This window comes from Flavobacterium anseongense, assembly GCF_021608185.1.
Classification (GTDB): domain Bacteria; phylum Bacteroidota; class Bacteroidia; order Flavobacteriales; family Flavobacteriaceae; genus Flavobacterium; species Flavobacterium anseongense.
On sequence record NZ_JAKIHN010000013.1, the window covers coordinates 1 to 15,748 of the forward strand.

Consider the following 15,748-nt stretch of genomic DNA (forward strand, 5'->3'; position numbering starts at 1 on the left):
AATATCTGAGATGGTTGTCGTTAGATCAAAAGTCTCAAAGCCTGCTGCTCCGGTGTAATCGCATAACTCATAAGCATCAGGATCGGTAGCCTCTGGGGTTGGATTAATAACTAATTGCAATTGAACAACCTGATAACAAGTTGAAGTATTTGAAGAAACTCTAATATAAATTGTTTGTGAAAAAGGATTAATATTATCATAATTGGCTGGTGTAGGGATGGAAGTTCCGGCAACATCTGCATCAACTTGGGTTTCATGGAAGCTAACAGTATAGCCCGGATTTCCACCTGTAATACTATTTATAGTTTGTGTCAGGTCAAATGTTTCAAATCCATCATTATTCGGATCACATTTTTGCAATGGTAACGGGTTATTCACAACAAAATTAGCAGTGATAGTAACTACAACAGGTTCTATATCAAAACAAGTTCCGACTGTACTTTTGATATAATAAGTGCCTCCAATTGCAACAGCAGTTGGATTAGCTAAAGCTGTTGTAGCTGCTGCGTTAGTCCAATAACTCAATGTTCCGCCACCTGAGCTTCCTGCTGTAACAGCCGGTAATGTTAAGTCAACTGTCGACGGCGCACATACTGTTGTTGGGTTTGTAATTATTAAATTAGGGTTATTAATAGTAACAATAACTGGTTCAATATCGGAACAACTCCCAAGTGTGCTCTTTATATAATAAGTTCCACTAGCTGCAATAGCAGTTGGATTAGCTAAAGCAGTTGCAGCTGCTGCATCACTCCAATAACTCAAGATTCCTCCACCTGTGCTTCCGGTTGTAACTCCCGGTAATGTGATATCTACTGCATTTGGTGAACAAACTGCTGCCGGATTGGTTACACTTAAAATCGGAGTTGGATTAATGGTAACCACAACCGGTTCAACATCAGAACAACTTCCTAGTGTGCTTTTTATGTAATAAGTTCCGCTAGTTGCAATAGCAGTTGGATTAGCTAAAGCGGTTGTTGCAGTAGCATTTGTCCAATAACTCAAGGTTCCTGCTCCCGTACTTCCTGCTGTAATAGCCGGTAATGTTATGTCGACTGTATTTGGTGAACAAACTGGAGCCGGATTTGTTATGACCAAAACTGGTGTCGGATTAATTGTTACTAACACTGGTTTAATATCCGAACAAGTTCCAAGAGTGCTTTTAATATAATATGTCCCACTTGTCGCAATCGAAGTTGGATTTGCGAGTGCAGTTGTTGCCGCAGCATTTGTCCAATAACTTAAGGTTCCTCCGCCTGAACTTCCTGAGGTAACTGCCGGTGATGTTATGTTAACTGTATTTGGTGAACAAACTGCTGGCGGATTGGTTATACTTAAAACCGGTGTTGGATTAATAGTAACAGTAACCGGTTCAATATCAACACAAGTTCCAACAGTACTTTTAATATAATACGTTCCACTTGCACTAACTGTAGTTGGGTTTGCTAAAGCCGTTGTAGTCGCAACGTTAGTCCAATAACTTAAAGTTCCGCCCCCTGTACTTCCTGCTGTAACTGCCGGTAATGTTATGTTAACTGTATTTGGTGAACAAACTGCTGCCGGATTGGTTATACTTAAGACCGGAGGAGTAGTAATTGTTACTACCACAGGTCTTATATCTGAACAACTTCCAAGTGTGCTTTTAATATAATATGTTCCACTTGTCGCAATCGAAGTTGGATTTGCGAGTGCAGTTGTTGCCGCAGCATTTGTCCAATAACTTAAGGTTCCTGCTCCTAAGCTTCCCGCAGTGACTGCAGGCAAGGTAATGTCAACTGTGTTAGGAGAACAAACAGCAACCGGATTTGTTATGACCAAAACTGGTGTTGGATTAATAGTAACCGTAACGGGTTCAATATCTACACAAGTTCCAACTGTGCTTTTAATATAAAACGTTCCATTTGAAGCAATTGCTGTTGGATTTGCAAGTGCAGTTGTCGCTGCCGGATTCACCCAATAGCTTAATGTTCCTCCGCCTGTGCTTCCTGCAGTGACTGCCGGTAACGTAATGTCAACTGTATTAGGCGCACAAACAGCAGCCGGATTTGTTATGGTTAAGGATGGTGAAGGATTTATAGTAACAACTACAGGATTAATATCTGTACAACCGCCTAAAGAACTTTTAATATAATATGTTCCACTAGTTGCAATTGCCGTTGGATTAGTGAGTGCAGTCGTTGCTGTTGCGTTAGTCCAATAACTTAATGTCCCTCCTCCAGTACTTCCTGCCGTTACAGCAGGTGCTGTGATATCAACAGTGTTTGGAGAGCAAACTGCTGCTGGGTTTGTAATATTTAATACTGGTGTAGTAGTACAAGTTGCATAACAGGTTCTCGTTTGGCTTGGTGTACATATACCATTCCATGTTATAGTAAAAGTAACTTCAGTTCCCGGGGCAGAAACAGGAACATCAAAATGTGATGGTGCTACCAATGAACCCGTAACAGGAGGACCTCCTGCAATACTGTAACTATAAGAGAAACTGGTTTGTCCAACATTATTAAAATCAAAAGCTACGGATGTAGGGGTTGTATTGGCACCATCACAAAATAAAAATGGTGTTGCTGTTGGAGCGTTGCCTCCTATAGTTACCGCAATAACAGCTCTTGTACTCTCACATCCACCAATAGTTTGACTTACATAATAATTTACAACAGAACCTATTGCTCCTGTTGTTAGAGGAGTTGGTGCAGTTCCGGAAGCAGTTCCTCCGGTTGCATTAGTTCCGTACCAATTTAAAGTCCCACCAGCACTAGGTGTTGCGGTCAAAGGAACTGCCACTGCATTTTGACAATAGGTTATTGGGTTAACAGTCGGAGGTGCAATCGTGGCTATCGGATTTATTGTTAATGGAATTGGGGTTGAAATACAACCTGATATTAAATCTCTAATCGTTACATTATAAGTATTCGGTGCTAAACCTGTAAAAGTTGGGCTAGACTGATACGTTGTTCCATTTACGCTATATTCATAAATAGCCATTTGATAAGTACCAACATCAGTATAATCTTGAGGATCTAATGCTGCCCAATCGGCAGGAGCCCATGTTAAACTTGGATGTGGTGCACAAACATTTCTTCTGTAGGTATAACCCGATTGATTCCCCGGAGTGAAATCAACACCATCAGTTCTTCCCCATGAATCAATCTCAACATCTCCAATTGTTGTTAATCGGACATTGTCATTTGTATTAAAACCAGGACAGGCAGCAACTACCAAATCGGGCACAACACCACCGGCATTGACCACTGTACCAACCGATACAACATAAACATCACCACTATTTAAAGTTCCTGATAGTGGAAAGTCACAGTTAAGCGAAGGTCCCGGATTTCCATTGTTATAAACTTTAAGTTTGTAATTGGCCAAATTTTTAGGTGTTCCTGTTCCGTTAAAGATTTCTATATAAGATAATGCGCCAGTACTTTCATCTGTAACCTCTGAAATAAAAAGATCCGTTGGTAGTGTCAACGCACATGGATTTAATGGACTGGTAAATACTATAGTTCCTGTTGGAATAGGACAAGTTGGTTGTTGTGTAACACTAACTGTAGGTGTTGGACAAGGTGCAACTGAAGTCGTAGTACAAGTAGCATTAGAAGCTGCTAAACATCCAACTCCGGTTGGAGTCACAAATATTTGAACAGAATTTCCACTACTTAATCCATTAACTGTATAGGTTGTCAATGCAATACTTCCTACATTAACTAATGGTCCACTATTAATAGAATAAGATATCGTATAACCTGTAGCTCCTGTTACTGCTGCCCAGTTAAAAGTAACAGAACTTGCTGTAGCAGTTCCGCAAGAAATAACTGGTGCTGAGGATGCATTTACTGTAATCGTAATATTCTTTGTTAAGTTACAAGTGAGAGTAGTAGTAAAGGAAATATCATCCAGCGCAAAATCGTTACCACCGGCACTTACATTCGAATCAAATAACTGAATTTGGGCTAAGGTACTTGCTCCTGAATTCCAAACATAAGTATATTGAGTCCAACCACAAACTGTAGCTGAAGCATTTGCAGTTCCAATTAATACACCATTAATTACTGTTCTGATAATAGCAGGGCTACCCGAAGCTATTGTTTGTAACCAATAAGAAAAAGTATAATTTTGACCCGCATTAACTGCGATGTTTTGCCCCCAAACCATATCGTTTCCTCCATTTGATGTAGAACCATCAACAACCATCATTGGACCGGTTCCTGTGGTATGATCTACACATGCAGCCGAAAATCCGGGCTCCCAAGTATTTGGATTGACGACAATCCCGTAAGCTCTTTGCACAAATGTTATATTTGCCGGGCTATAATAAGTATATGAAGAGATAAATCCTGTATTACCTGACGAAAAATCACCATTGGAAATTAAATTAACATTAGAAGTGCTGGGCGATGTAACAGTATAAATCGTAGTTTGTGTTGGGCTAACAGTTGGATTTGAGGAATTAGGTGTAGTTAAAGTTGGATCAGCCGGATTAGCTGTCCAATTATAAACAGATGAGCCACCACTAACCGTTAAAGTCGTTGGACTACCAGAACAAATACTTGTATCAGCACTAGTTGTTAAGCCCGGAGGATCTACAAGAGTAACATTTGTTGAAACTGTTGTTCCATTACTATCAGTAACCGAAACAGTATAATTACCTGCTAATAAGCCTGAAAAAACTCCAGTTGTATTATTTTGCGTGGCAGCACCTGTCAAATTATAAACGGTATATGGAGGAACTCCATTGCTTGCCGTTGCTGTAATTAAACCAGTAGCAGTAGCGGGACAGGTCGGATTACTTGAAATATAACTTAGCGATAAAGGTAATGGAGGAGCCGTAACCGAAAAATCATCAACTGCAAAATCATTGCCATCAGCACTGGTGTTATTATTATAGAGTTTTATATTGGCACATGCCCCATTTGCTATGAAAGTAAATACTACTTGTTGCCAACCCGAAGCTGTCGGAGGTGCAGTAAGATTACCTGAAACAAGTGTTACAGCACTCGCATTTAGAATTTGAACTCCAATAACCGCTGGTGTAGGTGTGCCGGATACACTTCCATAAACCGACCTAATCCAATAACTAAAAGTGTATTGTACACCGGCAGTCAAACCACAAACACCACTACCACCATTTCCTGCTTCCCAAAAATTCTGTTGACCTCCTGTTGTGTTACCATCAATAACCATCATAATACCAACACCAGTTGTATGATCACCTGATGCAACAAAAGATGCAGTATTCATTGGTTGTGGATTGTCAGTTAGCGCCCAATTACCAGGCGATGTTGTGCCGGAAAACGGAGGGAATATTCTAACATATCCTGCTCCATTGCTAAAAAAGCCTACAACAGTTCCCGTTTCAAAATTTCCGTTATTCAGTAAATTTTGTGAAAATCCCTGAAAAGAGAATAGTGTAATTAAAATTAATAATGATTTGTATAAAAATGGGGTTAACTTCATCTTAAATATCTTTTTAGTAGGACTTTGAGTTTAAACTTGGGATTTTTATAAAACACAAAAACCCAAAGATATTGATTTTATTATCGGTAAAGTAATTTTTTAAAGGAAATTGACCTATAAAAAAACTCAACAAACTAATTTTTATTTTCTATCTATTATGTTTTCTTCGTTGTCTTTCAGCCTTTAACATATTTAATTCCCTGCTCGTCTGTCCAGCCACCGATGTATTTTCTTCGGCTCTTCTAATCAAATACGGCATAACATCACGAACAGGTCCAAAAGGTAAATATTTGGCAACATTGTAGCCATATTCTGCTAAATTATAGCTGATATTATCGCTCATACCGTACAATTGTCCAAACCAAATTCGTTCATCATTTTTAGCAATTCCCTTAGCTTGCATCATTTCTATCAGTTTATAAGAGCTTGATTCATTGTGTGTTCCGGCAAAAATAGACATGCAATCTAAGTTATCCATCATATATTCCATCGTTACATCATAGTTAATATCGGTGGCTTCTTTGCTTTCGCAAATTGGTGTTGGATAACCCATTTCTTCGGCGCGGCTATTTTCTTTCTCCATATACGCACCACGAACGATTTTCATTCCTATAAAAAACCCCTCGGCTTTGGCTTGGTCATGCAATTTCTTTAAATAATCCAATCGGTCCCAACGGTATAACTGAAGTGTATTAAATACAATCGCTTTTTCTTTGTTATACTTCCGCATCATTTCGGTAACCAAATCATCGGCTGCATCCTGCATCCAGCTTTCTTCTCCGTCAATTAAAAGTGCTACATCTTTTTCATGAGCCGTTTTACAGATCAAATCAAAACGAGCCACAACTCTTTCCCATTCCCTTTTTTCTTCAGATGAAAGAGGTTGCTTCTCTCCTATTTTGGCATATAAATCAAATCGCCCTAAACCTGTTGGTTTGAATACGGCAAACGGAATTGCTTTTCTTTCTTTAGCAAATTCAACTGTTTTCAATGTCATTTGCAACGCAGCATCAAACTGTTCTTCTTCTTCTTTACCTTCAACCGAATAATCTAAAACAGATGAAACACCTTTGGTAAACATTTTATCGACAACCGAAAGACAATCTTCTTCCGTAGTTCCACCACAAAAATGATCAAAAACAGTAGCTCTAATCAGACTTTCAACCGGCAAGTGCGCCTTTAAAGCAAAATTAGTAACCGCAGTTCCAATTCGTACTAACGGCTCATTATCAATCATTTTGAATAAAAAATAAGCTCTTTCTAATTCGGTATCGGTTTTAAGTGCAAAGGCAACTTGGGTGTTGTTGAAAATCTTTTCCATTTTATTTGTAATAGTGCAACAAATATAAAAAGAGTTTTACGAATTATTCGATTAAAAAAAACTAGTTTGAAGTAATCTCATTATCATTCATTAAAGTGAAATAATTAATTCTCAAAAGGGCTCAACCATAAATTTCTATAGCCTTTATTCTTATCATAATCCTGTGCTTGCTTCTCGATATTAAAATAACGATTGCCTCTTGGGTCGTTTCCGACTCCGGCTAAATAAGCCCAATTTCCCCAATTACTGCAAACATCATAATCGATTAGTTGCTGCTCAAAATAAGCTGCTCCGTAACGCCAATCAAGTTTCAAATCGTTACACAAATAACTGGCTACATTTTGTCGCCCGCGATTGCTCATAAATCCAGTTGACTTAAGTTCAATCATATTAGCATCAACAAAATCGACTCCGGTTGCACCATCAATCCAACTTTGCAATACCTGAATATTGTGTTTGTTAACTGTAATTCCTTTGTTTTGAATTCCGGCTAATTGAAAAAATTTAGCGTGGTATTTTTTCATCATAAACCTAAAATAATCACGCCACAGCAATTCAAAAACCAACCAATAAGTCGATTCATTGGCTTCGTATTGTTCTTCATATTTTTTGAGTTCGAAATAAATTTCTCTTGGGGACAAGCAACCCAAAGCCAGCCAAGCTGAAAATTTGGATGAATAATTGGCACCAATCATTCCGTTGCGCGTTTGTTTATAATTGGCTACCGATTTTGTTTCAAAAAAATAATGATGAACACGCTGTAATCCTTCGGTTTCGCCACCTTTAAATTGAAGGACAGCTTTGGAATCAATTGCAATTTTATCCAAACCCAAATCGCTTAAACCAGGTAAATTGATTTCATGAATTTTAGGAGATTTAATTCGAAGTGGTTTTTGGAAAACAGTTCTAATCACAGCATCCTTCTCAGTCTTTTTTCTGAAATTGGTAAAAACATCCGGAATGTCTTTGATAGAAAAGGGTAAATCTTCCGCATGGTACAAAGTACTTGTGCTGAGTGTTTCGAATTCACATCGCAATTTAAAAAGTTCGGCTTGAACCAGCGCTTCGGTCTGTTTTTCTTCGTAAGCAACTTCGCGCTTGGCAAAGACTTTATATGCTTGGTATTGCTGAACTATTTTTGGAATTTCAATTTCAGGCTTTCCTTTTAAAATGATTAAACCAGAACCTAATTCACGAAGATTTTTATCTAAATCGGCAACGGATTCTAATAAAAATTGTGCTCTGAAACTTCCTGTTTTTTGGAAACCATAGTTCGTTACTTCAAACTGAGCTTCATCAAAACAATACACCGGAATAATCTCGTCGCTCTTAGCAATTGCTTTTACCAATGTTTCATTATCATGCAATCGCAAATCGGTTTTGAACCAAACTATACTTCTTCTCATAACTCATTTATATTTTTCAGATAATAATCGGCTTGTTCTAACAAAACACTTTTATCTTCGGGTTTCATTTTTCGCCAAACGTTATACATCATTCCGATACGTGGATTTTTGGATAATTTATCTTCATGTTTATCATAAAAATTCCAATACAAGCTATTAAACGGACATGCTTTTTCACCGGTTTTCAATGCTTTTTTATAGAAACAGCTTCCACAATAATGACTCATTTTATCGATATAGGAAGCCGAACTTACATAGGGTTTTGTCACTACGATTCCAGCATCAGCAAACTGACTCATGCCTCGTGTGTTGGTAATCTCAACCCATTCGATAGCATCAATATAAATCCCAAGATACCAAGCATCTACTTCGTCAGGATGCACTCCTGCCAACAAAGCAAAATTTCCGGTAATCATTAATCGCTGAATATGATGCGCGTAGGCATAATTTAAAGATTGTGTTATGGCATCTTTTAGACAATTCATTTTTGTTTTTCCTGTCCAAAACCAATTGGGCAATTTTTCAGTGTGATTAAAGAAATTCAAGGAGGCATATTCGGGCATTTTTAACCAATAAATTCCACGCATGTATTCGCGCCAACCTATAACTTGACGAACAAAACCTTCGAGTTCGTTGTATTCTATTTCACTCTTGCGGTTTTCCCATTCCTGAATCGCTCTATCGATAACTTCTTTGGGAGAAATCATTTTAACATTCATAGAAAATGAAAGTCTGGAATGATATAACGACCATTCGTTTGGAGTCATCGCATCCTGAAAAGAGCCAAATAACGGCAAACATTCGGTTACAAAAAAATCGAGTAAGGCTAATGATTGTTCTCGGTTTATTGGCCAAACAAAATTTGTGGCATCAATAGTTCCGATAGTTGAAACGTTTGTATCCCTTAGTTCAGAAACAAATTGAGTGACTTCATTATTAAAAACTAATGGTGGCGTTGGTTTGTGATTATTAGGCAGTTTTTTTCGATTATCATTATCATAATTCCACTGACCTGTTACTGGTTTATCGCCTTCCATTAAAACATTGTGCTTCTTTCGCATGTTGCGATAAAAGCTTTCCATCAAGTACATTTTCTTTCCTTCAAAGAAGTCGCCTAATTCTTCTCTTGTACTGAAAAAATGTTCCGTATCAAAAACGGAATGTGAGATTGAAAGTTGTGCACAATACTTTTTTAATAAAACATCTAATCGATATTCATCAGGCAATTGATATTCAAAATGAGCATAATTTCCTTGACTAAGCATCGCGTCTAAATTCTTTTCAAATGATTGCAAATTGTTTTTATCATTTAAATGAATGTAAATCACCTTATGCTTTTTAGATTGTAATTCAGTAGCAAAAGAACGCATCGCACTAAAAAAACCGACTACTTTTTGAATGTGATGCTGCGCATAATCCGTTTCGGTTCTGACTTCCATCATAACATATGTAACAGAATCATTCACTGTTTTGAGCCAAGAATGATTGCTGTTTAATTGGTCACCTAAAATTAACCGAAGTATTTTATTATTTTCCATTTTTATTAGCTCTGCATTTATCGCTACAATATTTGACTTCTTCCCAAACTTTCTCCCATTTTTTACGCCAGGAAAAAGGTCGGTTGCAAACCTCACATATCTTACTTGGTAAGTTTTGTTTTTTTGTTCCGCGCATTGGTTGCTTTATTTGAATTTGGATTTGTTACGTGTTTTTTCAAAATTCGCTTTCCTTCTGCCTTGACTTCATCCGTTTTGCGAAAACTCCAGATAATATCACTTGCGTATTTTCGGGTTGCTTCGATATCAACAATTGGTGCTGGGTAATCTTTTCCAATTTCACATTGATACAATTGCTGTTCAATTAAGCTCAATTTCCATGGTTCATGAATTAGATGAGTTGGAATATTGGCTAATTCGGGTAACCATTTTTTGATAAAAATTCCCTCGCTATCGTGCTCTTCTGAGTTTTTGATTGGATTATAAATTCGAACCGTATTGATTCCGGTAACACCCGATTGCATTTGTAACTGCGGATAATGAATTCCCGGTTCGTAATCTAAAAACTGTCTTGCTAAAAAATGCAATTCACGCCAATCCTGCCAAAGATTAAACACAAAAAAAGACACGACCATTGCCCGCATTCTAAAATTGAGATAACCCGTTGCAACCACGCATCGCATACAAGCATCAACTATGGGAACTCCGGTTTTTCCTTGTTGCCAGGCTTGGATATAAACTTCATTTTTAGACTTAATTATTACATCAAAAGCAGTGTTGATATTATGAAATTCCATTCGGCATTCGTCCTCAAACTTTTGCATAAAATGACAGTGCCAATGCAGGCGGGAAACAAAATTGAGCATAGCCCTTTTATTAGAAGACTTCTCATAATATTGATTGGTGTATTGATAAACCATCCGCATGCTGATATTGCCGTAAGCCAAGTAAGGCGATAATCTACTACATCCTTTTCGGCTTAAATTAGGTTTTGAAATATGCTTGCTGTAATTAACATGGCGTTCTTTTACAAAACTATCTAAATAACGCCAAGCCCAAAACTCGCCGCCTTGCTGGAAGTTTTTATTGCTTGTTGTAATCTCTTTACTGAGTTTTTCTCCTTTTAATTTATTGTATAAATCGGAATCTAACTTTTGGATGTTTAAAGTATTTAAATCAATCATTTTAGGAGTATCACGCATTACATTTTCCCAACGTTTGTCCCAGTCTTTTCTCGATTTTAATTTGCGAATTACACCGTGCAGTTGGAATTCCCTCCACTCGATTGCATTTTCAGTAAAATACTTTTGCATTTCGATATCTCTGTCAAACGTAATTTTATTTCCGATTTCCTGATGCGAAAAAATGGTTTTCACGTCATACTCTTTTATAATTTCTGCGAAAACATCTTTAACTTCATTATGGAAAAAGTAGAGTTTAGCCTCAACCGAATCTAATTGGGTTTGCAAGCCTTGAATTGATTCATAAACAAAACGCCAATGTCTAACATCTGAATCATCGTAAGCCATAACTGAAGGTTCGAAAAAATAAAGCAGTAAAATAGGTAAACCCGATTGTTGTGCATGAAATAAAGGTTCGTGATCGGTTAATCTCAAATCTCTTTTAAACCAAACAATATTTATGTCTTTTTTATTCAATTTCAAGTATTGAAGTTACTTCTTTGTTGGGTTTGGCATAACTCAATCGGTCTAATTGAATGGTTTTATGATAGCTATCCAAACCGGAACATGTAATGGTATTCGCTTTTTCCAAATCGATAAATCCTTCTTTACCAAGGCAATTTTCCGGAAAATAAACTTCAACAATTTCGCCAATAACCATAATGGTATTATTGATTGTGATGTCGATTTTCTCTTTGAAAGCCATTCCGATTTGCACTAGACTTTCTTTTACAAAAGGGGCGCTGAAATCATTTTTATAAATAGGTGTCAGCCCTGTTTCATCAAATTCAGAAACTCCTTTTTCGTAGCGTGCCGAAGTTTGGTGGGCTTTTTTATAGATAGTTTCATTGATATGATTCAAAGTATAAAAACCGGTTTCGAGTAAATTACTCAAAGTGTTTCGCTCAGGCGGACTTGGTCTGAAAATCAAAGCTATCAATGGTGGATTAGCTCCAAGATGTAAAACAGAACTAAAAATAGCAAGGTTTGTTTTTCCGCTTTTATCGGCGGTTCCGACAAGAGAAACACTTTTGAATCCGCCTAAACTGTTTACAAAATGGACACGCTCTTGTTTTTCCATAGCCATTATAGCATCAAAAGAGATATGTTTCTGCATCACTTATTATTTCTGAATTTATTGAAAAACATTGTCTTTTTTATTCAACACAATCCACTTCTTATCACTATTTAATTTGAATGTCCCGATGTGTTCTTTATTCCATTCTTGTGGAGAAATTAGTGAAAGAAAATTGATTCCATCATCGCCAACATACAAATGATAAATTTCTCCAATTACAGGCTCAAATGAAAATCTCGCATTGTATACTAATTCGTTCCATTGGTATTCATCCATTAAATTTTGGTATTGTGTTTTAAGATCGTTGAACTTATTTTCAAACTCTTTGTTAACAGTGCTAATTCCTCTACTTTTCCAAGAAACAAGATCATCTATTTTGATTACAGGAGCTCCAACATTAGTGGAATAAGGCATTATATTGGCATGATACCCTTTATCTTCAGAGTAAACTATATTGTCTGGTCTATCCTTTTGCATAATTTATCGCTTAGAAATTTTGTTGTTTGTTATTGCTCGTTGTAAACTACATTTAAACCTCTCTATTCCCTCAACTCGCTTTGCTACATGCTTTGTCTTGCAACTTTCGACACGTTTTCTCCAAAGTTTATAACTACTAAATTTTAATTCTCTTTTCATCAATACTTTGACATCGGCTTCATTAAGTCCGAATTGAAACTTAATGGCGTCAAACGGAGTTCTGTCTTCCCAAGCCATTTCAATAATTCGGTCAATAGCGATATCGTCTAAATCTGTTTTTGTGGTTATTGGCATTTTGTTTATTGTTTTTTATGTAAAGTTAAACAAATTTAAAACATATTTATGACAAAAAAGTAAAAACCAATTAATAAAACTTATTGCGTTATTAGAAAAAAAATCCCTTATTTTGCTGAACACACTTTAGACAATGATGCAATCAATAGCCGCGAATGGCTACCCAATTTTATTCAGCGAAAACGGATATGAATTTCTCAATACTTTTATTGAAGAAAATAGCTACTCCACTATTTTTATTTTAAGCGATACTAATACAAACGAGTATTGTTTATCACGATTTTTACCATTTTTGGCGACCGATAAAACTATCGAAATTATTGAAATCGAAGCTGGTGAAATCGAGAAAAACATCAATACTTGTGTCGAGATTTGGACCGTTTTAACCGAATTAGGTGGTGACAGAAAAAGTCTGCTCATTAATATTGGTGGTGGTGTGATTACTGATATTGGTGGATTTGTAGCGTCAACATTTAAAAGAGGAATCGATTTTGTTCATATTCCAACTACGCTACTAGCGATGGTAGATGCTTCTGTCGGAGGCAAAAATGGTGTTGATTTGGGTAACTTAAAAAACCAAATTGGCGTTATCAATGTCCCAAAAATGGTTTTAATTGATACAGAATACCTAACAACATTGCCACAAAACGAAATGCGTTCCGGTTTGGCAGAAATGCTAAAACACGGACTGATTGCTGATGCTGATTATTGGACAAAATTCAGAGATTTAAGTGAAGTTGATTTTAAAGATTTTGATAAATTAATTCATCGTTCCATCGAAATTAAAAATGAAATCGTGATGCAGGATCCTACCGAAAACGGCATCCGAAAAGCATTGAATTTTGGTCACACTTTAGGACATGCCATAGAAAGTTATTTTCTTGAAAGCGAAAGCAAAAAAACCTTGTTACATGGCGAAGCTATTGCTGTTGGAATGATTTTAGAAAGTTATATTTCATGGCAGAAAAAGTTACTTTCAGCAGCTGAATATCTAGAAATTAAAGACTCAATAAATACTATTTTTGAAACCATAATTTTTGAAGAAAATGACTTGCAGCCTATACTCGATTTACTCATACACGACAAAAAAAATGAATACGGGAAAATACAATTTGCATTGCTGGACGGAATCGGAAATATTAAAATCAATCAAGAGGTTGAAAATGAATTAATTATAAAATCGTTTGCCGATTATAAAAGTTAACATAATTTTATTGCAAGTAGTACATTTCTAATATAATATTTTTTTACATTTGCCCTGATGAAAAAAAGAGCCAACGCTTCTGTTTACAGTATTTACAGTCAAGAAATCAATCTAAATTTCTTCACTGCTTCTAATCATTTTTACGTAATAAAAAATGATTTATTGGCTTTGTGTTCTCCAGTTACTTTTTTATTTCAGGAAAAGCTTCCTATTATTTACGCTAATATTAGAGTTTGAATTATAGATTATTTTGTTTTTATAAAATAGATTAATCCATAATTTCACTTCTTAATGAACACTAAATATTTCGATTTAATTAACCAAACCTATTACTTCCCGCAGGAAGAATTTACTTTAAACAAAGAAAGCCAACTGCAATTTCACAATATCGACTTGATGAAGCTTGTAGAAGAATACGGCACGCCTTTAAAGTTTACTTATTTGCCTCAAATTTCCAACAACATTAAAAGAGCCAAAAATTGGTTCAGAAATGCAATGGAAAAAAATAATTATGAAGCTAAATATTATTATTGCTATTGTACCAAAAGCTCTCATTTTCAATATGTAATGAATGAAGCTTTCAAGAATAACATTCACATCGAAACATCATCGGCTTTCGATATTAATATTGTAGAGAATTTACTCGAAAACGGAAAAATTAACAAAAGCACTTATATTATATGTAATGGTTTCAAACGCGACCAATACATCGAAAACATTGCCCGTTTGATTAACAATGGCCATAAAAATACCATTCCGATTATTGATAATTATGAGGAATTAGATTTGTTACAGGAGCAAATTAAAGGTAAATTCAAAATCGGAATCAGGATTGCTGCCGAGGAAGAACCAAAATTTGAGTTCTATACTTCCCGTTTAGGAATTGGATACAAAAACATTTTGAACTTTTATAAAAAACAGATTCAGGAAAATGATAAATTGGAGTTGAAAATGCTTCACTTTTTCATCAATACCGGAATTAATGATACCGCTTACTATTGGAACGAATTGGTAAAATGTATAAAGGTTTACATTCAGCTAAAAAAAGAATGTCCGTCACTTGATGGATTAAACATTGGTGGTGGATTTCCAATAAAAAATTCTTTGGCATTTGAATTTGATTATCAATATATGATTGACGAAATCATCAATCAAATTAAAATCGCCTGTGATGAAGAGGAAGTTGATGTACCTAATATTTTTACCGAATTTGGTTCGTTTACTGTTGGAGAATCCGGTGGAGCAATTTATCAGGTTTTGTATCAGAAACAACAAAACGACAGAGAAGCCTGGAACATGATTGACAGTTCATTTATCACAACTTTGCCAGATACTTGGGCTATTAACAAGCGTTTTATCATGTTGGCCGTGAATCGTTGGAACGATACTTATGAAAGAGTTTTATTAGGCGGAATGACTTGTGACAGTGATGATTATTACAACTCTGAGCAGAATATGAACGCTATATATCTTCCAAAATACAATAAAGAAAAGCCATTGTACATTGGATTTTTCAACATTGGCGCTTATCAGGAAACTATTGGTGGTTTTGGCGGTTTGCATCACTGTTTGATTCCACAACCGAAACATATTTTAATTGATAGAGATGTAAACGGATTTTTGTCAACTGAGGTTTTCTCAGAACAACAAACTTCTGACGATGTCCTGAAAATATTAGGATACCAAAAGAAATAGTTTGCAATTTGCAGTAGCAGTAAGCAGTATTTAGAACATAAAAAAATGTAAAAAATTTGTTTGTAGTTATAAAAAAAATAGGTTTTCTTTGACCCATAAACTACAAGCATTACCCAATGCGAAACAAAGTACTGAAGCGCAG

Annotated in this window: 12 protein-coding genes; 3 read left to right on the top strand and 9 right to left on the bottom strand. The window is 36.0% G+C overall.

Annotated features, from left to right (window positions below; translation table 11 throughout):
- The 9 genes from L1S35_RS12795 to L1S35_RS12835 all read right to left on the bottom strand — a co-directional run.
- Window positions 1-5,454, bottom strand: a 5,454-nt coding sequence (locus L1S35_RS12795; protein ID WP_236401313.1) for a beta strand repeat-containing protein, incomplete at its 3' end; no start/stop codon positions are given.
- Between the two features lie 148 nt (window positions 5,455-5,602).
- Complete coding sequence (locus L1S35_RS12800; RefSeq protein WP_236401315.1) at window positions 5,603-6,775, bottom strand: proline dehydrogenase family protein; 1,173 nt, start codon at window positions 6,773-6,775, stop codon at window positions 5,603-5,605.
- A gap of 104 nt (window positions 6,776-6,879) precedes the next feature.
- Entirely contained in the window at window positions 6,880-8,181 is a 1,302-nt protein-coding gene (locus L1S35_RS12805) for a DASH family cryptochrome (RefSeq protein WP_236401317.1), read from the bottom strand.
- Complete coding sequence (locus L1S35_RS12810) at window positions 8,178-9,719, bottom strand: cryptochrome/photolyase family protein (protein ID WP_236401319.1); 1,542 nt, start codon at window positions 9,717-9,719, stop codon at window positions 8,178-8,180. Before L1S35_RS12810 ends, L1S35_RS12805 begins: the two co-directional genes overlap by 4 nt.
- Entirely contained in the window at window positions 9,709-9,855 is a 147-nt protein-coding gene (locus tag L1S35_RS12815; protein ID WP_236401321.1) for a DUF2256 domain-containing protein, read from the bottom strand. The genes L1S35_RS12810 and L1S35_RS12815 overlap by 11 nt, the downstream gene beginning before the upstream one ends.
- Window positions 9,821-11,335, bottom strand: coding sequence for a cryptochrome/deoxyribodipyrimidine photo-lyase family protein (locus L1S35_RS12820; protein ID WP_236401323.1), 1,515 nt, complete (start codon window positions 11,333-11,335; stop codon window positions 9,821-9,823). Before L1S35_RS12820 ends, L1S35_RS12815 begins: the two co-directional genes overlap by 35 nt.
- A complete protein-coding gene (locus L1S35_RS12825; protein ID WP_236401326.1) occupies window positions 11,328-11,975 on the bottom strand; it encodes a flavin reductase family protein in 648 nt (215 codons plus the stop codon). Before L1S35_RS12825 ends, L1S35_RS12820 begins: the two co-directional genes overlap by 8 nt.
- 18 nt (window positions 11,976-11,993) lie before the next feature.
- Complete coding sequence (locus L1S35_RS12830; protein WP_236401328.1) at window positions 11,994-12,413, bottom strand: DUF2452 domain-containing protein; 420 nt, start codon at window positions 12,411-12,413, stop codon at window positions 11,994-11,996.
- Window positions 12,414-12,416: 3 nt separating this feature from the next.
- Window positions 12,417-12,707: a TIGR03643 family protein gene (locus L1S35_RS12835; RefSeq protein WP_236401330.1), complete on the bottom strand. Its 291-nt coding sequence runs from the start codon at window positions 12,705-12,707 to the stop codon at window positions 12,417-12,419.
- A gap of 136 nt (window positions 12,708-12,843) precedes the next feature.
- Here L1S35_RS12835 and aroB point away from each other — a divergent pair, with 136 nt between their 5' ends.
- From aroB to L1S35_RS12850, 3 genes are read left to right on the top strand one after another with little or no spacing between them, the layout of a single operon-like run.
- Entirely contained in the window at window positions 12,844-13,911 is a 1,068-nt protein-coding gene (aroB, locus tag L1S35_RS12840) for a 3-dehydroquinate synthase (RefSeq protein WP_236401379.1), read from the top strand.
- A 57-nt stretch (window positions 13,912-13,968) separates the two neighbouring features.
- Window positions 13,969-14,148: a hypothetical protein gene (locus L1S35_RS12845; RefSeq protein ID WP_236401332.1), complete on the top strand. Its 180-nt coding sequence runs from the start codon at window positions 13,969-13,971 to the stop codon at window positions 14,146-14,148.
- Between the two features lie 54 nt (window positions 14,149-14,202).
- A complete protein-coding gene (locus L1S35_RS12850) occupies window positions 14,203-15,606 on the top strand; it encodes a type III PLP-dependent enzyme domain-containing protein (protein ID WP_236401334.1) in 1,404 nt (467 codons plus the stop codon).
- The last annotated feature ends 142 nt before the right edge of the window (window positions 15,607-15,748 follow it).

Bases quoted from the DNA above. Each gene is read 5' to 3' on its own strand.
- aroB (WP_236401379.1), top strand. From the start codon at position 12,844: ATGCAATCAATAGCCGCGAATGGCTACCCAATTTTATTCAGCGAAAAC.
- L1S35_RS12850 (WP_236401334.1), top strand. From the start codon at position 14,203: ATGAACACTAAATATTTCGATTTAATTAACCAAACCTATTACTTCCCG.
- L1S35_RS12815 (WP_236401321.1), bottom strand. From the start codon at position 9,855: ATGCGCGGAACAAAAAAACAAAACTTACCAAGTAAGATATGTGAGGTT.
- L1S35_RS12810 (WP_236401319.1), bottom strand. From the start codon at position 9,719: ATGGAAAATAATAAAATACTTCGGTTAATTTTAGGTGACCAATTAAAC.
- L1S35_RS12835 (WP_236401330.1), bottom strand. From the start codon at position 12,707: ATGCCAATAACCACAAAAACAGATTTAGACGATATCGCTATTGACCGA.
- L1S35_RS12805 (WP_236401317.1), bottom strand. From the start codon at position 8,181: ATGAGAAGAAGTATAGTTTGGTTCAAAACCGATTTGCGATTGCATGAT.
- L1S35_RS12800 (WP_236401315.1), bottom strand. From the start codon at position 6,775: ATGGAAAAGATTTTCAACAACACCCAAGTTGCCTTTGCACTTAAAACC.
- L1S35_RS12825 (WP_236401326.1), bottom strand. From the start codon at position 11,975: ATGCAGAAACATATCTCTTTTGATGCTATAATGGCTATGGAAAAACAA.
- L1S35_RS12830 (WP_236401328.1), bottom strand. From the start codon at position 12,413: ATGCAAAAGGATAGACCAGACAATATAGTTTACTCTGAAGATAAAGGG.
- L1S35_RS12845 (WP_236401332.1), top strand. From the start codon at position 13,969: ATGAAAAAAAGAGCCAACGCTTCTGTTTACAGTATTTACAGTCAAGAA.